Origin of the sequence: Vibrio caribbeanicus ATCC BAA-2122 (assembly GCF_000165125.1) — a bacterium.
Taxonomy (GTDB): domain Bacteria; phylum Pseudomonadota; class Gammaproteobacteria; order Enterobacterales; family Vibrionaceae; genus Vibrio; species Vibrio caribbeanicus.
The window spans coordinates 61,846-85,606 of the sequence record NZ_AEIU01000002.1 but is presented as its reverse complement, the minus strand read 5'-3'; the positions used below and the strand labels follow the sequence as shown (position 1 = coordinate 85,606).

The 23,761-nt window shown below is 41.9% G+C and carries 19 protein-coding genes; 13 read left to right on the top strand and 6 right to left on the bottom strand.

What is annotated here, in order from left to right; genetic code table 11:
• Nucleotides 1-211 precede the first annotated feature (211 nt).
• From dinG to RH40_RS00355, 5 genes are read left to right on the top strand one after another with little or no spacing between them, the layout of a single operon-like run.
• On the top strand, nt 212-2,284 hold the full coding sequence (gene dinG, locus RH40_RS00375; protein ID WP_009599245.1) for an ATP-dependent DNA helicase DinG: 2,073 nt from the start codon (nt 212-214) through the stop codon (nt 2,282-2,284).
• Nucleotides 2,285-2,327: 43 nt separating this feature from the next.
• Complete coding sequence (locus RH40_RS00370; RefSeq protein WP_009599244.1) at nt 2,328-3,107, top strand: sulfite exporter TauE/SafE family protein; 780 nt, start codon at nt 2,328-2,330, stop codon at nt 3,105-3,107.
• Nucleotides 3,108-3,114: 7 nt separating this feature from the next.
• Nucleotides 3,115-3,648: a primosomal replication protein PriC gene (gene priC / locus RH40_RS19985; protein ID WP_009599243.1), complete on the top strand. Its 534-nt coding sequence runs from the start codon at nt 3,115-3,117 to the stop codon at nt 3,646-3,648.
• Entirely contained in the window at nt 3,648-3,806 is a 159-nt protein-coding gene (gene rsmS, locus RH40_RS00360) for a pleiotropic regulatory protein RsmS (protein ID WP_009599242.1), read from the top strand. Before priC ends, rsmS begins: the two co-directional genes overlap by 1 nt.
• Complete coding sequence (locus RH40_RS00355; RefSeq protein WP_009599241.1) at nt 3,806-4,936, top strand: cupin domain-containing protein; 1,131 nt, start codon at nt 3,806-3,808, stop codon at nt 4,934-4,936. Before rsmS ends, RH40_RS00355 begins: the two co-directional genes overlap by 1 nt.
• Before the next feature lie 63 nt (nt 4,937-4,999).
• Here RH40_RS00355 and RH40_RS00350 read toward each other — a convergent pair whose 3' ends face one another.
• Entirely contained in the window at nt 5,000-7,117 is a 2,118-nt protein-coding gene (locus tag RH40_RS00350; protein WP_009599240.1) for a methyl-accepting chemotaxis protein, read from the bottom strand.
• Between the two features lie 581 nt (nt 7,118-7,698).
• On the opposite strand from RH40_RS00350, the gene RH40_RS00345 reads away from it, so the two are divergent.
• Complete coding sequence (locus RH40_RS00345; RefSeq protein WP_009599239.1) at nt 7,699-8,631, top strand: ABC transporter substrate-binding protein; 933 nt, start codon at nt 7,699-7,701, stop codon at nt 8,629-8,631.
• Nucleotides 8,632-8,740: 109 nt separating this feature from the next.
• Here the strand turns inward: RH40_RS00345 and RH40_RS00340 are convergent, their stop codons facing one another.
• The gene (locus RH40_RS00340) at nt 8,741-9,262 is read right to left on the bottom strand and encodes a response regulator transcription factor (RefSeq protein ID WP_009599238.1); all 522 of its coding nucleotides are present in this window, start codon (nt 9,260-9,262) and stop codon (nt 8,741-8,743) included.
• Nucleotides 9,243-10,490, bottom strand: a complete 1,248-nt coding sequence (locus RH40_RS00335) for a sensor histidine kinase (RefSeq protein ID WP_009599237.1) — start codon at nt 10,488-10,490, stop codon at nt 9,243-9,245. The genes RH40_RS00340 and RH40_RS00335 overlap by 20 nt, the downstream gene beginning before the upstream one ends.
• A 202-nt stretch (nt 10,491-10,692) precedes the next feature.
• On the opposite strand from RH40_RS00335, the gene RH40_RS00330 reads away from it, so the two are divergent.
• Nucleotides 10,693-12,654, top strand: a complete 1,962-nt coding sequence (locus RH40_RS00330) for a TonB-dependent copper receptor (protein WP_009599236.1) — start codon at nt 10,693-10,695, stop codon at nt 12,652-12,654.
• A gap of 93 nt (nt 12,655-12,747) precedes the next feature.
• On the opposite strand, the gene RH40_RS00325 is transcribed toward RH40_RS00330, so the two are convergent.
• The 3 genes from RH40_RS00325 to RH40_RS00315 form a co-directional block, all read right to left on the bottom strand.
• Entirely contained in the window at nt 12,748-16,413 is a 3,666-nt protein-coding gene (locus RH40_RS00325; RefSeq protein ID WP_009599235.1) for a sphingomyelin phosphodiesterase, read from the bottom strand.
• Nucleotides 16,414-16,429: 16 nt separating this feature from the next.
• Nucleotides 16,430-17,461 carry an OmpA family protein gene (locus RH40_RS00320; protein WP_009599234.1) on the bottom strand — a complete coding sequence of 344 codons (1,032 nt, stop codon included), beginning with the start codon at nt 17,459-17,461 and terminating at the stop codon, nt 16,430-16,432.
• A gap of 507 nt (nt 17,462-17,968) precedes the next feature.
• On the bottom strand, nt 17,969-18,748 hold the full coding sequence (locus RH40_RS00315) for an AraC family transcriptional regulator (protein ID WP_009599233.1): 780 nt from the start codon (nt 18,746-18,748) through the stop codon (nt 17,969-17,971).
• A gap of 92 nt (nt 18,749-18,840) precedes the next feature.
• On the opposite strand from RH40_RS00315, the gene RH40_RS00310 reads away from it, so the two are divergent.
• From RH40_RS00310 to RH40_RS00285, 6 genes are all read left to right on the top strand, one after another.
• Complete coding sequence (locus tag RH40_RS00310; RefSeq protein WP_009599232.1) at nt 18,841-20,052, top strand: MFS transporter; 1,212 nt, start codon at nt 18,841-18,843, stop codon at nt 20,050-20,052.
• 124 nt (nt 20,053-20,176) lie between these two features.
• The gene (locus RH40_RS00305; RefSeq protein ID WP_009599231.1) at nt 20,177-20,500 is read left to right on the top strand and encodes a DUF7709 family protein; all 324 of its coding nucleotides are present in this window, start codon (nt 20,177-20,179) and stop codon (nt 20,498-20,500) included.
• A gap of 235 nt (nt 20,501-20,735) precedes the next feature.
• A complete protein-coding gene (locus tag RH40_RS00300) occupies nt 20,736-21,458 on the top strand; it encodes a MipA/OmpV family protein (protein WP_009599230.1) in 723 nt (240 codons plus the stop codon).
• Between the two features lie 183 nt (nt 21,459-21,641).
• Nucleotides 21,642-22,217, top strand: coding sequence for a class I SAM-dependent methyltransferase (locus RH40_RS00295; protein ID WP_009599229.1), 576 nt, complete (start codon nt 21,642-21,644; stop codon nt 22,215-22,217).
• A gap of 141 nt (nt 22,218-22,358) precedes the next feature.
• Nucleotides 22,359-22,685: a hypothetical protein gene (locus RH40_RS00290; protein ID WP_009599228.1), complete on the top strand. Its 327-nt coding sequence runs from the start codon at nt 22,359-22,361 to the stop codon at nt 22,683-22,685.
• A 432-nt stretch (nt 22,686-23,117) separates the two neighbouring features.
• Nucleotides 23,118-23,753: a LysE family translocator gene (locus tag RH40_RS00285; protein ID WP_009599227.1), complete on the top strand. Its 636-nt coding sequence runs from the start codon at nt 23,118-23,120 to the stop codon at nt 23,751-23,753.
• The last annotated feature ends 8 nt before the right edge of the window (nt 23,754-23,761 follow it).

Here is a 23,761-nt window from a genome sequence, read left to right as displayed (position 1 = left end):
GAATTTAAAGATAAAAAATAAATATAAATGTTAATTTTTACCAATTTACTCGCACATTATTCCAAAGCGCGCTGGACAACGCTAAGTGATTGAAGGTTCAGTTTTTTTTGTGAACAAGATCTAGATTTAGTTAATAAGGTTATTGTTACGTGACCTAAGTTGTCATTCTTAATTTGTGTTATCATGCTCAAATTGCATTTTGGGTCATCGTATGATTAATAATAAAATTCAGAAATCAGTTCGCACTAGCTACCAAAATCTTCAACATCAGCTCGATAACTTCGTCCCCCGCCGAGCGCAAAATTACCTAGTGGCAGAGATAACAAAGACACTTTGCGGCGAATATCACAAATCCAACCGTATGCTAGTTGCAGAGGCAGGGACTGGTATTGGTAAATCTCTCTCATATCTTATGGCGGCCATTCCAGTGGCAGTGATAAATAACCATAAATTGGTCATTTCAACCGCCACCGTTGCACTGCAGGAGCAGCTTATTCATAAAGATTTGCCGCTCTATCGCCGTATAACAGATACCGAGTTTTCCTTTATCTTGGCTAAAGGTCGCCAGCGTTATTGCTGCGCTGAAAAACTTTCGGCAGCTTCTGGAAACGATAACTTACAGCTAGCGATTTTTGACGACAAACCCTCAACCAGAGATATTGAGCTTCTCAAAAGATTGTATCGCGCTTTCGCAGATAAAAAGTGGGATGGTGATAGAGATAGCTGGCCGAAACCGATAGATGATAGAATATGGAAACTCATTAGTAGTGATAAACACAGCTGTAATAATTCACTACCTGCCCACAGAGACTGCCCATTTCAAAAAGCACGTGCTGAACTCGACAAAGCAGATGTTATTGTTGCTAATCACAGTTTGGTTATGGCTGATGCTGGCTTAGGTGGCGGAGTTATATTACCTGAACCAGAAAACACCATTTTTATTTTTGACGAAGCTCATCATTTGCCTCAAGTGGCGCGTGACCACTCCTCTGCTGCCGCGAGCCTAAAGGGTGCGGCAAGTTGGCTAGAAAAACTCAATCAATCTGTCACTAAATTTACTAGCCTCACTGACGAAAGACGTGTATCACGTTTCAGGAATGAGCTCCAAGATTCGGTGCAGCAACTTATTCCTACACTAAGTCAACTTTCAGGAAGGTTTGACGCGGCATTGTTTGAAGACAATATTTATCGATTCGAAAACGGAGAGCTCCCTTCTTGGTTAGAAGAGGAAGCAAAAACACTCAAAGCGCTATCTCAAAAAGGTGCACAAGCAGTAGCAAAAATCGCTGAACTTATCTCTGAGCGAGTAAAAGAGGGTGAACTTGCCAACCGCTTGGCTGAACCTGCACTCGCAGAGCTGAGTTTCTATATTCAGAGAATGGAGAACTTGGCACAAGTATGGAATCTTATGGCTCAAGTCACTAACGAAAAAAGTGCACCTTTAGCGAGATGGTTGGAAATAAGCGATGAAAATAATGCCGACTTTATCGTTAATGTTTCCCCACTAGAAGTCGGTTGGGAATTAGACCGACAGATATGGAGTCGCTGTATTGGCGCTGTTTTAACCTCTGCCACAATGAGAGCACTTAATTCGTTTCGCTTTTTTTGCCGCCAAGCAGGAATAAGTGATAAGCCCGAGGAAGGGGTTCGTTTTCTTGCCCTTGCGTCTCCGTTCGATTACCAAAATCAAGCTGAACTCTATATACCTAAAATAGCGTGTGAACCTCAGGCACCTCAATTTAGCGATGTATTAACCGAGCAGTTACCAAAACACATCAGAGAAGGTAAAGCCAACTTGGTTCTATTTTCATCATACTGGCAAATGAACAAGGTAGCTGAAGCACTGTCGACAGAATTTGTAAAAAATGGTTGGGGACTACAAATCCAGGGAAAAGAGTCTCGATCTGAAATTCTCAAAAAACACAAAAGCCTTGTTGATAAAAATAAAACTTCCATTTTATTCGGCACAGGTAGCTTTTCTGAAGGCTTAGATCTTCCGGGGCCCCTACTAGAGAACTTGATCATTACTAAGATACCCTTTGCCGTCCCAACCTCTCCTGTTGAGCAGGCTCATGCTGAATATATAGAAAGTCGAGGTGGTAACCCTTTCATGCAGATTGCCGTGCCCGAAGCAAGTAAAAAGTTGATACAAGCTGTTGGACGACTGCTGCGTAAAGAACAAGATTCTGGTAAAGTGACCATCCTTGACCGTCGACTGGTAACAAAACGCTACGGTAGTGCACTACTCGATTCACTACCTCCTTTTAAACGGGTTATTGAATAACCCAAGTATCGTTACCAAGTATCTTCAATAATAAGAAGTCTATATGGAATTTTTTGAACCAACCACGATTGTGGTTTTAGCGCTGGTTGCCTTTCTAGCAGGCTTTATTGATGCTGTAGCCGGCGGTGGTGGAATGTTGACAGTACCCACGCTTCTCTCACTGGGCCTTCCTCCGCATATTGCCCTTGGCACAAATAAATTGGCTGCTACCTTTGCGTCCTCAACGGCCGCGTTCACTTATTATCGAAAAAAACTTTTTAAGCCTCGTTGTTGGTACCGCGCTTTTTTCGCTACTTTAGCGGGTGCAATTCTCGGCACCTTATTCGTTGATCAAATTTCAACCCAATGGCTTGAAAAGATTCTTCCTCTTATTATTTTAGCCGCCGCTATCTATACTTTATTAAACAAAACACCTCAGAACGTCAACGACGAAGTACCGGAACCTTGCCCTAAATTTCAAAGGAAACAGTACATACAAGGTATTTCACTTGGCTTTTATGATGGAGTTGCAGGGCCAGGGACTGGGGCTTTTTGGACCGTTAGCTCAATTGCGCTATACAGGCTGAACATTTTACTCGCATCTGGTGTGGCGAAAGCCATGAATGTTACCAGTAATTTTACCTCATTAGTCACGTTCGCCATTCTTGGACATATTGATTGGCTACTGGGCTTAACTATGGGTGCTTGCTTAATGGCAGGGGCATTTGTTGGCGCACATTCTGCAATCCGCTTCGGTGCTAAATTTATTCGCCCCGTATTTATCACTGTAGTGAGTATCCTTGCGATTAAGCTTGCTATAGAGGCTTGGTTTATGGGTATGTGAAATTCCTATGTTAAAGATAGAGAAAATAGCAGAGAAAGTTGAACAACTTCTACAAAGAGCACAGACACATCATCTGTTTGATCGCGATCAAAGCCAGCCAATCTATGATGAGCAATTGTTCAATCAAAAAGGAAATAGTATCGCTAAATGCATCAAAGAGACGCAAGCTATCTTTAATGGATTGAAAAATCATATTCATCAGCCAGAAGCAACATCCGATCGCGCTCGATATTTAGCAGAAAAGTTGATCGATCAAATGACGGCGATCGAAAAAACACTAGAGGACAATACAACCTCATTTACTTACGAAAATGATCAACAGGTTCAAATTCGTCAGTTATCAGAACAACTAAAACAACATCAAGAATGGGAAAGGCGACTTTTACTGATGGTAAAAGAAGCCGAATTGACTTATGAGCAGTCTCAGCAAGCACAATGTGCTCAACAAAAGCTCATTCAAGTTCAATCAAGGTTGAGGCGCTGCCAGCAAGCCAAGTTACTCATCGAAAAAAACCTTCATTACATCGAGAGAAAAACCTAATGTCAGAAAACAAGTCGGAGCTTGAAGACGCTCCAAAAGATATCAAGTTAGCAGTCGATCTCATATATCTACTTGAGACAAATGGAGTTGATCCCGAGACCGCTTTAAAAGCACTCAAAATCGTTGAAGCAGATTTACTCAGGAAAATAGATTCGTAATGTACACATTAAACTTCGACCTCCCTACTTTTTTAGCTCAACATTGGCACAAAAAACCGATCGTAATAAAAAATGCATTTATTGATTTTGTTGACCCCATCACGCCCGATGAACTGGCTGGTTTAGCTATGGAAAGTGATATTGACTCACGATTTATCAATAACAAACAAGGTCGTTGGTCAGTCACTCATGGTCCGTTGAGTGAAGATTTTTTTACCTCCCTAGAAGAATCTCACTGGCAGTTGGTAGTGCAAGCTTGTAATCACTGGCATTCCGGCTCAGCGACCTTACTCGATCCCTTTAAACAACTGCCTCAATGGTTGTTTGATGATTTGATGGTCTGCTTTTCGGCGCCACGCGGGGGCGTTGGTCCTCACATTGACCAATACGATGTATTTATTGTTCAAGGTAGTGGTCAAAGACATTGGAAAGTAGGAGCACGAGATCAAGGACAATATAAAGAGTCTATCCAAGCTGGGGCACTGAGACAGATCGAAGGTTTTGATCCCATTATCGATCAAGTTCTAGAGCCCGGAGATCTGCTTTATATTCCACCAGGCTTTCCGCACGAAGGGGACACTCTAGAGCCAAGTATGAGTTACTCAATTGGTTTCCGTTCTCCAAAACAACAAGAGTTACTCAATCATTTCGCAGATTACATTATCGGCAATGATCTGGGAGACGCGCACTTAATAAACCCAGATATGGCGGTACGTTCAAATCATGGTGAGATATCGACACTTGATAAAGAACAGCTCACTCTGATGCTTAAATCATTACTCGATTCACCAGCACATATTGATCAAGTTATTGGCACACTATTGAGCCAATCTCGCCATCAATTAGATCACGTTGAAATAGAGCATGCCATTGAGGAAGATGCTCTCGAAGAGCACCTAAAAGCTGGCGGCTACATCTACAAGATGGCAGGACTGAAAGTACTCTATCATCAAGATAACCTAAGAGAAGTCTATATTAATGGTGAATGTATAGCCTGTGATGATCCCGAATTAACCCTCACTCTGAGTAATCGAGATGCTATCAGCATTGAGGCAATAGAAATCAACCCATCAAATCTCAGGTTACTCACTCAATTGTTGCAGCGAGGCTTTTGGTATTTCGATGCGTGAAAAATAACATAAAAAAAGCTCGGCCTAACCGAGCTCTTTATTGTTGCCATAGAACCTTGATAACTAAACCCTAAATTGGTTTACCAGTTGTTGCTGTTTGAGTGACAGATCACCGATAGTAGAACTCACAGACTCTGAGCCCTCAGCTTGGCTGAGGATCTGCGCACTAAGTTCACGGATATTACTGACATTTAGGTTTACCTCCGCCGACACCGCCTGTTGCTCTTCTGCCGCTTTAACAATTTGGGAATTCATGTCGTTTATTGAAGATATGGCAGTAAAGATTTGCCTTAACTCCAAGGCCGCATTCTCAACATGGACTGACGATTCATTAGCTAAATGGTTGCCCTCTTCTATTGCTTTGACAACATCATGAGTGCCTTTTTGCACGCTCTCAATCACTTGGCGAATTTCACCTACTGATTGTTGAGTCCTGCTTGCCAGTCCCCTAACTTCATCCGCAACAACAGCAAACCCACGCCCTTGCTCACCCGCCCTCGCGGCCTCAATAGCAGCGTTGAGTGCCAGCAAGTTAGTTTGCTCAGATATCCCTTCAATAACTGTTAATATTTCAGTAATATTACTATTATTCGAGGCTAGTTCCTCAACGACGGGTACCGCTGCTGTCATTCTTTCAACAAGCTTCATCATCTCTTGTTGTGATTGTTCGATCACTTTTTGCCCCTCACCAGCAGCCTCATTTGCTTTGTTGGCGGCGTTCACCGCAACCTCAGCATTCTGCACCACTAATCCCGCGGTCTGAGTCATCTCTTCAGAGGCTGTCGCAACCAAATCAACTTCTCTGAACTGTGAGTCACTGCTTGCTCTTGTTTGCTGGGCAGCATTACGCGATTGCTTACTAGTTGTACCTATTTTCAGGGTAGTATCAACCACATCACCAATGATAGATTGTAACTTACCGAGAAAAAGATTAAAGCCGATAGCCAGTTCACCAATTTCATCTTGCGATTTAACCTCGAGACGCTGAGTCAGATCGCCCTCTCCAGAGGCGATATCATTGAGTCTAAATACTACATCACGAATTGGTTTGACTAAGCGGGCTGCAGACCAAGCTATTGTTGCTAGCCCAGCCAAAACCAATAAAATGCCAGCGAGTAGCTCTGTTTTGACACTTGTCTCTACCTGTTGGCTTATTGTTTGATCGAGTGCTCTTGCATCAGCCAAAACACTCGACCGTGGCATTTCAAACAAAACACCCCATGTCTGATTAGCAATCTTGATTGGAGCAAAAACACTCAACCACTCACCATCAGAGCTCCATTGGCTTTTAACTTGTTGCTCAGCAAGCAATGTTTGTAAACTCAGTGAGGAAAGTCTAGAGCTCTGATATAAGCTACCCGTTTGTGCTGAAGGATTATCGCTTGCTATCAGGTAACCACTTTCACTAACAAGATTAACATTACCGCTGCCATCGAAAAGTTGTTGGTCTGAATTTAACACTGCCTCAATCAACCCATCAAGCCTCAAGTCAATACCAAAAAAGCCGATCGGAGAGTTATCCATTAGCAAGGGAATAGAGATCGAGCTTGCTAAAAATTGCCCCGATTGTTGCGCAACCGTTCTTGGATTGGTGATACATGGCGCTCTATGAACCATAGGGCAATCAAAACGTTCTTTGTTCTTGATACTCGCCAAGTCAGATTCAGTTAGTACATTAGGGATAACATCTTTCCCATTTCCATCAATCATCCAATAGGGGGCAAAACGGCCAATCTCATTTGAGCCAACATATTCAGCATCAACATAATTACTGTCTTCATTATCCAGCATATAAGGTTTAAATACTAAATAAGCCCCTTGGATGGATGTAAAATCAATCACCGAGCGTCGAACCATTTCGTCTAACGCTGTACGTAATTCTTCACTGCCGCCAAAGTTCTCTTCACTCAAGTTTTTCTGAAACAAAGTACTCGAAGCGAGCATTTCTGCTCGGTATAAGGCTTCACTTAAATACTCTGAGACCTCTGTTGCACTCAATAGAGCTTGGGTCTCTACAATTTTTTCAGACTTGACGATCACAGATTGAGTACTCTGTTGCTTAATCTGTTGTTGGTTGGATAAAGCATTAAAAATCGAAAAACCGATAAGAGAGAGCGAGGTAACCAAGAGGCAAAAGCCAGCCAAAAGTGTAATTTTCCACTGCACTGATAGAGTCCGCATAAAACTTCCTTGTCGCAAACTTATTAATTCATTGATGTATTCGTGTGCTCTGGTGGCTTCAAGGCGCTGGCGTCACCGAGGTTTCACGAAATCGAGTTTAAAATAAATAACCCCGCAAAATCGCAAGCTCTTTCCAAGTGGTTTACAGCAGGGATCAGTTTTGTAACACACTCCCTAGTGCGGGTTTTCTCGACTCACAGGATTTGTTACCGATTTTGATTTACAATAAGCCAGTGTTAAATCCATGACTAGGTCAGCAAACCAAATTGTCGCCCTGAAACAAGCACCTTGAGGTTACTCGAGCACAGACTGAGTTCTGTAGAATTACACCATAAATAGCTTGAATATCAATCTAAAGTTTCCAAAATGCAGGGCTCTACCTCGAATACTTTTCGAGCTTTGATACTCTTAACACTTTTTTATTTTTGCTCGAATATAACCAACTAATTTGTTGAGAAATTTAGGAGGAAACGGAGCAATACGAGAGGAATAATATATCAAAAAACCATGCTACAGCTTGAAAAGTGAGTATTAAGACTCTTAACTTACAGAACATCATCTTTATTCAAAGAATAATTATCATGAATAATCTTAAAATTACTGCTTTGTGCGCTATCTCAGGATTGACGTCATCACTAGTTTGCGCAGAGCCAGTCAAAATGCTTTCACTTGACTGGACCAGCCAACAAGTTTTAACCAAGGTTCTCGGAAAACTATTAGAGCAAAACAATGTTCCTGTGGAATATGTCTACACAGACGCTCGCTCTCAGTGGTACAAGCTTGCTAATGATCAAGGCGATGTGCAGGTTGAAGTTTGGGAAGGGTCAATGGCGTCCAAGTACCAACAGTTAATTGACGCTGGCAATATCGTCGAAGGTGGTACTCATGTCGCCACTACTCGTGAAGACTGGTGGTATCCGGATTACGCCGAAGAGGTTTGCCCCGGTTTGCCAGATTGGAAAGCGTTGAAAAATTGCCATCAAGTATTCGCTGAGGGCAGAAAAAAAGGTATTTATTACACTGGGCCTTGGGAGAAACCTGATGCTGCACGTATCAGAGCCCTAGATTTACAGTTTGACGTAGCCAAGTTAAAAGATGGTGCTGAGATCAATCAAAAGATTGAAAAGTACATTGCTGCGAAAAAACCATTGCTGATCTTCAACTGGTCACCGAATTGGGTAGAAGCAAAATACAAAGGAAAATTTGTTGAGTTCCCAGCACACGATGACGATTGCGAGAAAAAAGCATCTTGGGGCGTTAACCCAAAATTTAAATGGGACTGCGGCAATCCCACTGGTGGTTGGTTAAAAATTGCAATATCAAAAAGTTTGAGTGAAAAATCACAGTGTGCTGTAGATACGATCAACTCATTCTCACTAGATAACGGACAAATTGCGATGGCCGCTATGCTAGTCGATAATCAAAAAATGTCGGTAGAAGATGCGGTAAATAAATGGCTTGAAGAAAACAAAGCCAGTATGGACAAATGGACATCTCACGCATCATGCGGTTAGGCATAACTTCAATAGCAAAACCGCCCATCTGGGCGGTTTTTTTTATTCAAAAAATGTCACCTGCCCTAGTGCTGTTGACCCAAATATCTTAAAGTTACTTGGATGCCGATTAAGACAGATAATTGCTTTTCTTTTGCAGTTTTCTCTGCAGAGTTCTTCTGTGCATACCGAGCTCTCTCGCTGTCGCTGATACATTACCATTATTGGTCGCCAGCACTTGTTGGATATGCTCCCATACCAGTTGCTCAGGACTTGAGGTTTTTAACTCCGTTGCCTGCACGTTCATTTCCCCATTCAGGGCATTCAGCAAAGTATTACTGTCAACTGGCTTTGACAAATAATCACTTGCTCCTCTTCTCATCGCCTCTACCGCAGATGCAATACTTGCAAAACCCGTTAGTAATACGATTTTTGCTTCAGGGAGCGCAGCTCGAAGAGGCACAATAAGATCCATCCCATTTTCGTTTGCAAGCTTTAAGTCTAATAGAATATGAGTCGGCCTCCAGAGCCTCGCTCTATGTAGTACTAAATCTGCATGATTTATTGTCTCACATTCATAGCCATGTCTTTTCATTCGACAAGCCATGATGTCAGCGTAATTAGGATCATCTTCAATGATTAACAGCTTCATCGGTCATTCTTTTATAATTTAAATATACACGAGCGAGGCAACCACCAGCGTGATGATTTTCAAGCTCCAGTGTTCCCCCTAATCTACTCAGAGTCACATTCGACAGAAACACAGAAATACCCAACCCACGATGGCTTTTGACCGGTTCATAACCCAAGTCTTGAAGTTGTTTTTGACTCAAACCAAAACCAAAATCTTTCAGCTCGATGATGCATTGATTTTCTCGTTCATAACAATGCAATTCAAGCTGATTTTGACTTGCTTCTTGATTAGCGGCGACCGCGTTTTGTAGCAAGTTTACCAAAGCAGGAAGTAACATATCATCAGACCAAATTTTACCAGTGGGCACATTGGCAGGCAATTGTAACTTCTGTTGTGGAAAATAGAGCAGTGCAGCATCGGAAAATGTATCGAGGACCTCTTTCACACTCAACCAATTTGGTGTCCCATTTCGAATAACATCAATTTGTCGACGAAATTGGTTAAGCTGGGTGGCACAATCCCTTAACGCACTCTCACCCGTGCGTATTAGTGGGTCTTCAGGATACTGATCCTTGAGTTCTTCATACAACAATTGTACTGTCGCAAGTGGCGTCGCGATATCATGAGTTACCTGGGCTGAAGCGATACTTATCGCCAAAATTTGTTCTTCTCTTAACTGCCTCTCCCTCTGCTGAGAGATCCTTTTTTCCCTTTTAGCCACCATTCTCGCCATTGAGCCAACAACCACCGAGATAATGCTTACTGAGAGGATAAAGTTGACCCACATCGCCATGTAATGATGCGCCATATGTGTGTCATGTCCAATATCATTCGACATATTCCACATCAACATACTGTAAGCCGCCATTGCGATAAGGGTAAAGCTGACACAGAACCAAAACTTAAGACTAATACAAGCGAATACAACGGGAAGCAATAATGCTGTCACAAATGCGTTTGTCGCACCACCGTTGAACACTAATAGTAAAGTCATCGCAATCAAATCAAGTGAGATTTGGCCAACCATTACTCGACTTAATGGTGTCTTTAGTCCACCAAATTGCTTAATACTCAGCAAATGCAAAAATGTTGTCACTACGAGTATGCTGATACTTATTGGTGCTAAATCAGCTAAAAAAAACAGCCATATGACGCCAAGCCAAGCGCTACGACAAAGGAGCAAAACAAAAAGTGGAGTCAGTTTTTCACCACATTGTTTAAAAAGCCATTGCTCTAGAGAATTCATTTACCAATACAGCCAAAATAACAAAAATATCACTAGTAATTTTCGGGATAATAAACAGTTGTTTACGATCAAAAGAATACCCCAATAAAACATAAATCATACTGCCCTGCGACCATTTGTCACAGTTTGCCTATTCGAGATTGTTCATCGCTGAACACCTAATACCATGAGCAAGCATTTTATAATAATCGAAATAAAAACTATGAACAAAAATAAAATTACCGCTGCTCTTTTTCTGCCTGCAACGCTTTGGTATCCAGCCACAGCAATTGCTACAGAAAACTGTGACAGCGAGCAGTGCGCAGAGCCCATGGTTATTACGGCAGAATCTGTCTCCGAAGGAGTTACTACCGTTATTGACCCCAAAATACCAAGACAGCCCATTCCTTCTTTCGACGGTTCTGGTTATCTAAAAACGATCCCCGGATTCAGCGTTACTCGAAAAGGCGGCGCAGGCGGTGATATCAGCTTACGCGGTCTAGCAGGTTCACGAGTTAGCGTCATAAATGATGGACAACAACTCGCCGGTACCTGTGGTGGACGAATGGATCCTCCAACGAACTACATCAGCCCGGAAACTTATGAACAGGTAATGGTCATCAAAGGCCCTCAAACTGTTCGCTACGGACCCGTTGGTTCCGCTGGAACCGTTATATTTGAGCGTGAACACCTAGGCTTTGTTGACCCTACGGTAGAAGGTAGAGCAAGTCTAACGGCTGGTAGCTTTGGTCGACAGGATTACCTAACCGAGTTGACGGCAGGAAACGAGCGTTACTATTGGAATCTCGACGTTAATGGTTCAAAAAGCAACAACTTCAAAGATGGTGCAGGCAACGAAATTCAGTCTCGTTACGATAGACAAACCATCAATACAGCTATCGGCTTTACTCCAACTGCCGATAGCCTGTTCGAACTAGGCTATGGAAATTCGAGCGGTGAAGCCGAATATGCAGATAGAGGTAATAAAGCCCGTACCATAGACAATGAGAATTGGTCGCTACTTACCAAAAAGTCGTTTGATGGAAGCGTATTAAGGAGTCTGGAATTCCAAGGTTACTGGAATCAAAATGACCACATTATGGATCAGTTTGATAAAGGTAAAGAATCTGGCTCTAATCCGCGTCGTACTACATTTGGTGGCCACATTTGGACAGAGCTGGAGTTAGCTCCTCAAACAACCACACTAATTGGTATTGACCATATTGACCAATTACAAGATTTCCGTGGCGGAAAAAATCTTGACGAACTCAAATCCGCAAATTATCAAGACTTGTTCAGTCAAAAAAATTGGGGACTATTTACCGAGATCGAGCATCAACTTGATCAAGGAACAATTTTTAGCGGGTTACGATATGATTATTGGCAAACTGAGTTGCTCGGGAGTTGGGCCGCCGACAATAAACAAAACAAACAAAACGACGATTTGTTTAGTGGCTTCCTTCATTATGAACATACCCTAGCTCAACACAAGTTTTATGCTGGTATTGGACATTCTGAGCGTATCGCCGACTATTGGGAAGTCATGAGAGCAAGCAAAGCATTGACACTTAGCCCAGAGAAAACCAATCAACTCGATATTGGCTGGAGTTACACAGGTGATGCCCTAGTGTCTGTATCGCTTTTCTATGCCAAAATCAGTGACTACATACTGATCGATAACGCATCAACGGTGAAAGCCCGCAATATAGATGCGAGCGTATTCGGCGGAGAGGCATCGGTTGAATATGCATTGACTGAACAACTCACCACCACCGCGACTTTGGCCTACAGTCATGGTGATAACGATACCGACAATGTGGCACTTGGACAAATATCGCCTCTTGAAGGACGCTTGGCACTCAACTATCAAGTCAATGATTGGTCATTAGGTGCATTGTGGCGTGTCGTAGCAAAACAAGATCGCGTGGCCTTAAAGCAAGGTAATATTGTAGGACAAGATCTCGGTGAAACCGGTGGCTTGGGCACACTGTCCCTAAACGGTGCTTATCAATTTGATGATCAACTGTCAGTCAGTCTTGGTATCGACAATGTGTTTGATAAAGCTTATGCCGAGCACATCAGTAAATCAGGAAGTGGCAACGACGCTCTGGCCATCGAAGACAGAACCAAACAAGTCAATGAACCAGGGCGTACCATTTGGGCTAAACTTGATTACGAGTTTTAATCCGAATAACAATATGTCTGGTTAATCAAAAGAATGCCTCCATAGTGTAAAAACACTTAACGGAGGCATTATATTTTACTCGATAGCTTTGATTTAGCGTGGTAAATCCGACCAATCTAAATAGTCAGGCTCTTCCATCTCAACAACAAAAATCGCTCCTCGATTTCTGTCATCATCTTGAGAGTTGGATGAATGAAAGTATCCATTATAGACTTCATTATAACTAAATTTACTGTGGTTGAATGAACCGTCTTTGAACAAAACATAAGAACCATTCTCTATGCAACCTTCAACAGAACGGCGTTTCTCATCAACGTGGACCAAGCTCAAATATTTCGACGCATTATCTTCAAATGGATAATAATAGTTATGTTGAGCACCTGATGGCCAATTTAACCAGCGCCCATGAATACTCTCAACTTCCACATAAGTGTTATCCAAAAGACACGTTGGATAGATTCCTGGTTTGTGTAGATACTTTTGAGCGTTGGTGGGTGCGTAGCTATCAACCGACCACCTCTCCCCTGAATCACCTTTTAGCGACTTGACAACAACCCAATCATCAGGAGCATCTCCAGTGCGGATATAATTATTAGAATTTAGTAACTTAAACTTCATTTTATTATAACGCTTATTTTGACCGCGATATGAATGTTCTGGTATCTGTCCATCCAAATACTCAAAGCCAATACTGGGGAAATGATCGGACAAATCTGGGTAGTGATAGCGATCTTTATTGCCCATTATATTTACTGTTACCTCAACTCTCTGTTTCGCAACTGGGTCCAAGATGACATTGTTCCAATATCTCGGCTTGGCATATCTATTATCATACAGTACGTGGTCAAGTAGCTGTGGAGCATGGTTCTGGACATAACTCGAACGGTAGTTGTACGCAAATGCTAGAGAGTTTTTTTCATAATCCCATGAATACCTCATTCCTCGGTATACAGGCTCAGGCGCATGCAAACTTGTTAACATCTTCGCATAGGTCGAAGAGTCATACTTATCAATATTCATATCACCTAGGATATACACATATTCGCTTTTATCGGTAATTTTTCTGTCGATATAGTCATTAATTTCTGCCAATTGAGCAAGACGGGTTTGATTGGCATTTGAACAACTAAAAACACTAGGGTCAGCTTGTGTATGTGTCGCGATAACATTATAAATCTTCCAATCCTTTTTGATCCTAACGTGGATAAATCCTTTTGCTGCTAAACCGTCTTCAGCACAAAAGGAAGAAAAGATATGCTGAGATTTAGATAGAATTGGGTAACGGCTCAACACCATCACACCACCACTTTTAATTCCATTTAGAATACTATGGTTATCTTCGGTTAAATTCCAATCACCTTCAGTACCCAAAATTGGTGTGTGGTAATTCAGACCTAATCCGCTTGCAAACTTATCCGCATGTTTTTGGTTAAAAACTTCTGTAAGTGCAACCACATCAGTAAAACCAAAGAGATCATTTTTTAGCTTTAAGTATTCTTCGACTCTCTCATCCTTCGCATTCCCACCAACGGTTGTTGAATTAATTAAGAAGACGTTTGCAGTCATCACTCTTAGTTGCGTAAGAGGATTCACGCTCAGTGTATACTCTCTTGCCTTACTCTCTACGCCCCGCTCATCAACCACTACCAAACTGATGTGATAATCTGTCGGCGATTCTGAGCCTTGTTTTCCGGTATCTGGCAATGTGATGGCTAATGGTGGAATGTCAGCCTCACTATCAGGAGCACCTATGGTTTGTGGCGACGAGTCAATATTGAGGCTAATCGGATCATCCGATGATTGTGACCAATAGTAAGAGTTTATCTTTACCTCACCTTCACCATGTTCACTGGCTGGCTTCGCATTCGCTTTGGCAGATAAGATAATATGATCTTTATCTTGCTTAGGTTGATCAGAGTTCAGATGAGCATGTACACCATCGAAAGCATCGGTAATTTTTGTAACCACAGGTCTGGTAAGTTGTTTGACCACAACCGTTTTTTTTGCTGTAGTTGCTGATTGACCATGGCGAGTAGTGATCTTTGCCCATACCGTCACATCCTCATCTTTAGATAACTTCCCACCGCTGACATAGTCTCCATCGAACGTAAATGGCGACTGTTGTGAATCGTGCGTCTCCTCAGGGACCAGCGAAGGACCTGGTGGCGTCATGAAGTTCGCTTTATCAGTAAACCATTCCACTTTTTCGATATCATCTTCTTGGTCAAAAGCGATCAAAGTTACATCCAAATCCTTTCCAGATAAGACTTCCGAAGGCACATGAAAGTCAACAATCGTTGGAGCAGACCAAGGTTGTAGGTCGACATCGAGCGTTTTGGTTTCAGGATAAGAGTTATTAGCATCATCTTTAACCGTGACAGTGATTTGACTGTTACTTGGCGTACTAAAATCTTGTGCTTCAAATGTCGCAGATAAAGACAAAGGATGCTCTTTGCTGTCCTGACTGCCACTCGAGATTACTTGGGCATTTTTAAGCACTAAGTCCTTACTCATACTTTGCCACTTTATCGAGCTCACATTAGCGTTAATACTGTAGGTATTAACCGTAACGGTAAGTTCCTTGGTTGGATTCAACCTAGGCCTTTGAGGCGTCTCGGACGCAAAGGTCACAACAGGCTTAGATATGACTGGTGCGATCGCATGCTGCACCGTCACTAGGTGAGCTTCTGTCGCAGTACTTTCATTTGGTGTGCTAACTACCGCCCAAATATTAACCGCATGATCGATGGTGATGTTGTCATTAGTCAGAAACTCAGCTTCAACCTTGAGCGGACTGTCCTTAGAGTCTTTGCCAAAATCACCACCTTCACCGACTTGGGGAATAATGATTACCGATTCATTATCCGTGAACCACTCAACCTTATTCACGTCAGACTCAATATCATAGGCCTCTAACGTTACCGCTAACTTATCACCTGCTTTAACTGTGCTCGGTATCTTCAAAACCACCTGTGGTTTTGACCAAGGGCGCAATTCAACATGATGTTGTCGTGTTGTTGACTCACTATTTTCACCATCATCTTTTACCGTGACCTTGATCTTTGCATTATCAACTGATGTCAACTTTTCAGCCACAAAGGTTGCGGTCAACAATAGTGGCTCTTCCTCACTATCACTGCTTCCTTTTGCTACCTTGTCGAACGTTGTCAGCGTTAAGTTTTTGTTATCAGACTCCCATTGAATGGTGTTTACATTCGCATTTTTACTATACGTATTGACTACTAATTTAAACGATTCTTGTGGGTGGAGAACGCGCTTATCTGCAAGGTCACCGACAAAGGTTACATTAGGCTTTGAAACAATCGGATTAGTCTGGACTTCAATGGTAAAATCGATGTCTTTGGATTCACTCTGCGTAGTCAATTTTGAAATCGCACGTCCATGAATCGATGCTGGAGTCGCCTCCGATACATGATCGGCTTTAAAGATCGCGGTGTAATGAACCGGATGTTCTTTAGAATCTTGTATTTGTTGCTCAAGTGTTTGACTGACCAAGGTCAAATGATCGCTGTTCCATACGATATCGTTAATATCTGAGGTGTCATCCCAAGCAATACCGGTTACCGTTACCGAGGCATCAGAGGTTATTGAGGTTGGTAATGTCTGTACTTTTAAAATTGGAGTAGACGGTTGCTCACTCGGTGTCGTTGATTGGTCATCTTGGCTTGGAAGACCACCCGAGCCATCACAAGCAGTGAGTAATAGGATACAAAAGCTAAGGATTATGTGTTTTATCATATTGGTAGTTCCATTATCACAATGATGTTGCGGCTTCTTTTTCGTGAATGATGACCTTGGTGAATCGGCGCGTAGCAGGCTTCGCTGAAGCGCTGTGACTTTCACCCAGAGCGATAATCTCTATCTGGCTTTTATCAAGTCCGCTTTCGAGCAATATCGTGCGTACCGACATAGCACGTTTGAATGAGAGTTTGTCGTTGTAGATTTTAGAGCCCAAAGTATCTGTCGAAGCGAAGATAGAGATTTGTTGGCTCGGCAAAACAGTGCTGACAAAGGCTTTCAGCTTTTTTTCAGAAACCGAACTCAATTTGCTGTTGTCGAACTCAAAATAGATGGTTATTTCCTGAACTGTGTTCGCGCTTTCCCCTGCATCGACATTTGTCACGTGTTCCATTGAACTCGATACATTTACCTCTTGATGCTGACTAGGCGCAGACATCTTGCTTGATGAACCAAATGCGTAAGAAAGACCGATAAAAGGCTGCCATATCTCAGATTTGCCCGTTTGATCTGAACCAACTGAACTAATCCATTTAATTCCCGTTTTCAGGCGCAGATGTTGGGATAAAGCGTATCCTAACTCAGCACGTAAATAAGGAGAAAAACCATCAGCTGAACGTTCAACTGAATAGGCAAGCTCTCGGCCGTCCATGTCCACAAACCAAGCAGACATTCCAGCAGAAAGACTTCCATCTAGCGTAGAAGTGAACGAAAACTTACGCGATAGACCAAACTCGATACCTTGTATCTCCGCTGAGTAATCAACAGAGTGATTGGGACTACCAATCGCAGGATACTTAGCATTTACGGTTCCATAATGTTGATAGCCCAGCTCAACAGCCCAGTGAGGAAAAGCTTGGTAACCAAGGACGGCTCCGACCGCTGAACTCGATTTTTCGCACTCAATACGTTGAGACGAACACCCCCCTGAAAAATGTGACAACCCTAACGAGGGAGTCACATAAATCTGCGCAATACTGCCATGACTAAAGAAGAGAAAGGCAGCTAGAGAGGCTCTCTGAAGCTGCTTACAATGAAGACGATGCATGTAAATAAGCTCAATTTTTATTTTTTGACTTTATTCACACACCTTATTTTTTTGATAGAACTAAAAACAACGATTTTGAGGATTTTTCAGAATCTATTATAAAACGAATATTTCATAAGAATTAACCCATGAAAATTCGCTAACTCTCACTTAGACACCACATTATTCAGGAAAATTCAGTTTGAATGTAAGGCCCGTTAGGATAGTAATATACCCAAGTGACGTCAAAATGCAGGATTCAGAGCGATGCCACAGTGTTGAATTCAAGGAAAATAACGCAGCGGAATAGTCGACTCTTACCAAGTTGTTTGACGATGAAATCGGCCGTACTTGCACAGTCATTGAGCATAGTAACCATTATTTTGTACTCCAAATGACCGAAAGCTCGCTGTATTAAGGGTTAATGGTTTACCGCTGGCTTTTGTTTAAAATGAGTAGAGAAGTGAGTGAACTCCTTATGACAATAGTCGTTTACCACTCTGTTTTGTCAATACATGGACAGTTCTGCTACTGAAAACCTTTCATGTATTGGGCGGGCGGCTTTCCAAACATCTTTTTGAAAAAAGTGATAAATGCACTAACTGACTCATAGCCAAGGTCCTCTGAAATACGCTGCACTGTCTCCTTTTGTGATAATTTTTGTAGCACGACCACCACATGAAGTTGGGCTCGCCATTGACCGAACGTCATACCCAGCTCTTGTTTAACCAAACGAGATAAGGTGCGATCACTCATTGCTAATCTCTGTGCCCAGAGTTTGATACTGGTTTGATTATTTGGCTTTTCGAGCATCCAGTAAGCAAGCTTATTTAACCTCGGTTCACTAGGGATTGGAAACTCAAAACGCTCAGTTGGCATGCTCACCAGCTCATCGATTAACACCTCAGCCAACCGCCCTACTCGACCTTGCTGATCATAATCTTTATCCTCGCTAGCGAGTTTAACCACCAGTTCTCGTAGCAAAGGAGAGACAGACAAGGTACAAGTTTTCTCTGGTAATCCCTCAATATCGGGATCAACAAACAACATGCAAATATCAGAGCGACTGGCGACATAATTACTGTGAGGCATTTTGCTCGGTATCCATACCGCACAATGACGCGGCACCATCCAAATTGCATCTTCTATTCGGCTTTTCACAAAACCAGACAAAGGCATCACCAATTGTCCTTTACGATGCTGATGAAACGGCACTTCGTTTTGCTCCGCCTCAGTAAGCCTCAATGCAACCACAGTTTGCTGATACGCATCTGGATTAAAAAAGCCACTCGGAATTGAATTCGCCATTTTGTCTTCTTTTAGCAATAAATTGTCAATATCAATAAATTCAGATTCTAACTAAGAGAGTAGTATTTTTCTATTAATAAGGAGTTTTGTTTATGTCAAACAGCAGTGCCCAACGCCCTTTCCTCGTCATCTTTGGTATATTATTTATCGCAAGTGCTCTAAGAGCCCCCATCACTGGCGTAGGACCTATTCTTGAGGTTATATCACACGACCTTAATTTATCACCAACTCTTGCCGGCTTTATCACCACTTTACCCTTAATCGCTTTTGCGATTTTCTCACCAATTTCTTCTTCGATTGCTCGCAAAATTGGTTTGGAGCTAGCACTTATGCTAGCACTGATATTAATCACGTTTGGCCTTGGTCTGCGTTCACTGGGCACCATTATTGATCTTTACATTGGTACTGCATTTATTGGCGTAGGGATCGCCTTTGGCAATGTACTTTTGCCAAGTTTAGTAAAAAGAGACTTTCCACGAAAAGTCACCACAATCACCTCTTTGTATGTTCTGATGATGGGTCTCGCATCAACGCTTAGTGCCAGCTCCGCCTACCCCATCATGGTATGGGTATCGGATGGGCATTTCAGTACTATCCCAAGCTGGGGAATATCACTCGCGACGGTAATGATTTTTCCGCTACTCGCGATATTGCTCTGGATTCCCCAACTCAGAAACCACACCAAACCGAGCAAAGATACCGCTGAAATTGATAGCCATAGCTACCTTTGGCGCTCAATTGAAGCTTGGCAAGTAACGGCTTACCTCGCCATTAATTCTTTTATGATGTACATATTGATCAGCTGGTTACCTAGCGTATTAGTTGAAAAAGGTTACTCGGAAAGCGAAGCAGGCTTCTTACATGGGATGTTACAATTAGCCACCGCGATCCCAGCAATTGTGCTCATTCCCCTAATGGCGAAAATAAAAGATAAACGTGGCCTTGCAGGCATCACTTGCGTTTGGTCAATACTGGGATTGCTTGGGTTGATCGTTCTTCCACAACTTGCGCTGTTCTGGGTTTTTGCTATCGGTTTTAGCCTTGGTGGAGGGTTTATTTTAAGTCTTTCTTTGATTGGCCTTAAAACTCAAGATGCTCATCAAGCCGCTGCACTTTCAGGAATGGCACAATGTGTCGGATATTTGCTAGCTTCGACAGGCCCGATTCTTTTTGGTGCTTTGCATGAACAATTTCATTCTTGGCACATTCCTCTTGTCGCTATCACATTGCTATCTATCCTGTGGACCTTCATCGCATTTATTGCCAGCAAGCCACAGCTTATTCAAACAAAAAGCGTCAACTAACTGGTGATATTCATGCTCAGCCTAATAGTTGTCGTATCGACGATATAGAGTGTCGCAAAACACGAAGCGACACTATTAAGCATAGGGTAAAGTCTGATTAATCTTACCGACGATGAGAATTCAGATGACAGAGCATATTAAACATTCAGAAGCACTCTCAAGTGTGAACCAAAAAATCATTAGTAAGGGCGAGGTTTTGCCCTCTGTGCGCCTTAAAGATGGTAGCAAGGTCCAAACCGGAACGGTCGCCACTATGCTTCACAACGTGAACTTATATAACCTAGGTGAGCGTGGGCAAGTGGAAAAAGAGTTAAACCTTGCCGTTCCCACCTTAATTAAGGTCGGTCTTTTTGACTTATTTTCTATCGATGAGTGGGTAGCTGGGGATAACGCAGGACGAAGTTTTGTTGGTCAATGTGCCAAAACCTATTTAGCTGGCCTAGATTAGAAAAACCTATCTGCCCATAAGTCGCAAGTCAATAAAAGGTGTCACTGATCATTGGAGGCACCGACTCTGATATCCATGATGCTGCACTTCAAGTGACTCAAAATTTTGTCTCTTATCGCCACTATCAATAAAATTGATAATAAAAATGAAATAAAAAATTTCTCTCTCCGTTCTTTATCTTGGCTAAACCCAAGCGATTTCCAATAATTTTGCTTGAGAAGACAAGGAAGAAACGATGAAAAAAATACTGCCCCTAACCCTAGCTTTAACATCGAGCATGGCCATTGCTCAAGAAAGCATCCAAGAATATGGTATTGTTGGTGCCAGCGGTACCTTTGGTCAGTCGGTGTATTCCACAGACAATTCCGCAAATTTTGGCCTGACACCAACGATTTTTTATTACAGTAATCATGGATTTATCGATGGTAGCTTGATCAATGTCAGTGTGTTACCTTACTTGGGCATTTCAGGAAATTGGCGCTTTTCAGAAGTCTCAGACACGTTTGATAGTATTCCAACTGGTATCAATGAGCGCAAAGGTAGCCTTGAACTCGGAGTGACACTTGGTACACCGGGTGCTCGCCTTACTTATTTGCACGACGTCAGTAACGTCCACCAAGGAAGTGAGCTCCAATTGCACCTCGGCAAAACCTTTGCCACGCCATTGTCCGATCTTTCTCTAACCCCTTTTGTCGAAGTCGATTGGCGAGACAAAAAGTTATCTAATCATGTTTACGGCGTAAGTGTGGCAGAATCGCTTGCCTCTGGGCTTGCTGAATATAATCCATCGACAAACTTAGTTTATAAAGCTGGATTAATTGGGCTCTATGATCTGTCTGATAATTTTGTCGTCCTTAGCAAAGGTCGAATAGAACGTCATGATGACGAGAGTCCAATCGTGCAACGTAAACTTGGGTATTCTTTTGAGCTTGGCCTAACTTATAAATTTGCTGGATAACCGATATCCATCTCTAAAGCCATTTTTATCATGCTGGACACCCCCTTTTGAAATTTATGTATTGGTGTGTGTCCTAAACCTACTTCAACAATAAACCATTGTTTATCATAATTAAATTTTAGTAAAATTGCCGTGAAACATTACGTTCCATCAACTGTCTACGACATATCTAAGGAGAAAGCCATGAGTGATTGGGATTATGTAGCGGAACTGGTTAACTTTAATCTACCCATATCAAGGGATGCTTTTATCGCGACTGTCCCATTTGAATCCAACATATTAGATTTTGGATGTGGGTACGGACGTATCACTCAAGAAATATCAGAGCTTGGCTACAACAAAATCATTGGCATTGACTCATCACAAGAAATGATTAATCGAGGCTTAAGTGATTATCCAAAGCTTGATTTAAGACACCTACCTACTGAGGCTCTGCCTTTCGCAAATGATGAATTTGATGCCATAGTTCTGTGTGCTGTCCTCACGTGCATTCCCAATCAAAACGCGCGTCATAATGTATTAACCGAATTAAACCGCGTGCTCAAGCCTCAAGGAATAATTTATTTGGCAGAGTTTTGCTCAGACCAAAGCATTCGTTTTATTTCTAGCACTGGTTTGCCAATGTGGCATAGCGCCAAAGAAGAGCTGGAAAGATTGCTAGAAGATTTCAGTATTGTCTGTTCAACACAAAGCCACTGCCCGACAATGTCAGGCCAGCACAGTAAAGTAAGCCATATCTTCGCACAAAAAATTAGGTAACACTCTGTTTGGCATAAAGAACACTAATAACGCAGAACACAAACAAACACATTCATCTTATTTATAAATGTGAGAAAAGCCATATATGAAATAAATTTAATATGTTAGTTTTGCTTTTTTGCATGCCTATTGGTGATTATTATGAAAAATAAAACAATACTGACGTCTGTTCTACTCGCATCTCTATTTTCTACACATACTTTCGCGCTTTGTTCTCACTCTCCTCTTGAAGGTTCTTGGTCATCAGCCGATGAGAAAAGGTTTGTCAATATAAGCGCCAGATGTGTAACCAATGAATATGGGATGGATCGCGTGGTCTATGATATTGAGAGTGATCTAGGAGAAGCCTCATCTTACAATGTATATAATGGTGAAATGACGGTTTACTTTCCGGGCGGTGTTCAATCGATACGAGTAACATCCGACTCATCAGTAGAAATTCAAACACGAGAAATCTTCACCAAATAAAAAGAGTCCTGACTTAACTTAAGCTCATTTCGTTACACCGGCGTAATTGTATTAATTACGCCGGCTTTTCTGATCTAATATTGAATCAAAAAAATAAAGCTGGCATTATCTGAGCAAAAATATACACAGTCGTTTTAGTGGCTATTTGGAGCACAAAAGAATACAAATATGGATGTATACCCAAGTGACTTCAAAATGCAGGATTCAGAGCGATGCCACAGTGTTGAGTTCAAGGAAAATAACGCAGCGGAATAGTCGACTCTTACCAAGTTGTTTGACGATGAAATCGGCACTGTGGCACGCTCCCAAAGGGCGAGTTGTCTTGCCTTACATGCGTCGTTAACGATTTTCAATTTAGATGACTAGATTTTCAAATCGTTGCCTTGCCTGTAAAGCATTCCACTCTCGCTGAACCTAGCATCTTGAGGTTACTTGGGTATAAATACTATTTTAACTTTTATAGCTGTCGCTGCATTGTTAGTTATCTCGCCGGGTCCCAATGGACTACTGATTGCTAAAACTGTACCTATTTCAGGACGTAAAGCGGGATTCGCTAACATTTGGGGATTTGTTTTTGCATTTTATATTCATGGAACATTATCAATTTTTGGTATTTCGATACTCTTAGTTAAGTCTTCTCAAGCATTTTTCATATTTAAAATGTTAGGAGCAGCTTATTTAATTTTTCTTGGTGTAAAATCGATAATTAATGCATTTCAAAAAAGTCCAGTACAACCTAAAGTAACAACAGGAAATAACCAAATTGTTTCACTTCGCGTAGCGTTCTCGGAAGGATTAATAACGAACGTATTAAATCCCAAAGTTTCCATGTTTTATTTAGCCGCTTTTCCTCAATTTATGTCTAATACTGAGAGTGCTTTAAGTGCCTATACACTGGTTACTGCACACTCAATTGTTAACTTTTTATGGTTCACCATGGTGATTCTGGTTCTTTCAAAAGTTAAAAAAGTGACCAATAACACTAGACTAAAAACTTGGTTAAATTCAGTTACAGGAACGGTGTTTATTGCTTTTGGTTCAAAACTGGCACTAACAACAAGCAGCTAACAACTTCA

Bases quoted from the DNA above. Each gene is read 5' to 3' on its own strand.
- dinG (WP_009599245.1), top strand. From the start codon at position 212: ATGATTAATAATAAAATTCAGAAATCAGTTCGCACTAGCTACCAAAAT.
- RH40_RS00370 (WP_009599244.1), top strand. From the start codon at position 2,328: ATGGAATTTTTTGAACCAACCACGATTGTGGTTTTAGCGCTGGTTGCC.
- priC (WP_009599243.1), top strand. From the start codon at position 3,115: ATGTTAAAGATAGAGAAAATAGCAGAGAAAGTTGAACAACTTCTACAA.
- rsmS (WP_009599242.1), top strand. From the start codon at position 3,648: ATGTCAGAAAACAAGTCGGAGCTTGAAGACGCTCCAAAAGATATCAAG.
- RH40_RS00355 (WP_009599241.1), top strand. From the start codon at position 3,806: ATGTACACATTAAACTTCGACCTCCCTACTTTTTTAGCTCAACATTGG.
- RH40_RS00350 (WP_009599240.1), bottom strand. From the start codon at position 7,117: ATGCGGACTCTATCAGTGCAGTGGAAAATTACACTTTTGGCTGGCTTT.
- RH40_RS00345 (WP_009599239.1), top strand. From the start codon at position 7,699: ATGAATAATCTTAAAATTACTGCTTTGTGCGCTATCTCAGGATTGACG.
- RH40_RS00340 (WP_009599238.1), bottom strand. From the start codon at position 9,262: ATGAAGCTGTTAATCATTGAAGATGATCCTAATTACGCTGACATCATG.
- RH40_RS00335 (WP_009599237.1), bottom strand. From the start codon at position 10,490: ATGAATTCTCTAGAGCAATGGCTTTTTAAACAATGTGGTGAAAAACTG.
- RH40_RS00330 (WP_009599236.1), top strand. From the start codon at position 10,693: ATGAACAAAAATAAAATTACCGCTGCTCTTTTTCTGCCTGCAACGCTT.
- RH40_RS00325 (WP_009599235.1), bottom strand. From the start codon at position 16,413: ATGATAAAACACATAATCCTTAGCTTTTGTATCCTATTACTCACTGCT.
- RH40_RS00320 (WP_009599234.1), bottom strand. From the start codon at position 17,461: ATGCATCGTCTTCATTGTAAGCAGCTTCAGAGAGCCTCTCTAGCTGCC.
- RH40_RS00315 (WP_009599233.1), bottom strand. From the start codon at position 18,748: ATGGCGAATTCAATTCCGAGTGGCTTTTTTAATCCAGATGCGTATCAG.
- RH40_RS00310 (WP_009599232.1), top strand. From the start codon at position 18,841: ATGTCAAACAGCAGTGCCCAACGCCCTTTCCTCGTCATCTTTGGTATA.
- RH40_RS00305 (WP_009599231.1), top strand. From the start codon at position 20,177: ATGACAGAGCATATTAAACATTCAGAAGCACTCTCAAGTGTGAACCAA.
- RH40_RS00300 (WP_009599230.1), top strand. From the start codon at position 20,736: ATGAAAAAAATACTGCCCCTAACCCTAGCTTTAACATCGAGCATGGCC.
- RH40_RS00295 (WP_009599229.1), top strand. From the start codon at position 21,642: ATGAGTGATTGGGATTATGTAGCGGAACTGGTTAACTTTAATCTACCC.
- RH40_RS00290 (WP_009599228.1), top strand. From the start codon at position 22,359: ATGAAAAATAAAACAATACTGACGTCTGTTCTACTCGCATCTCTATTT.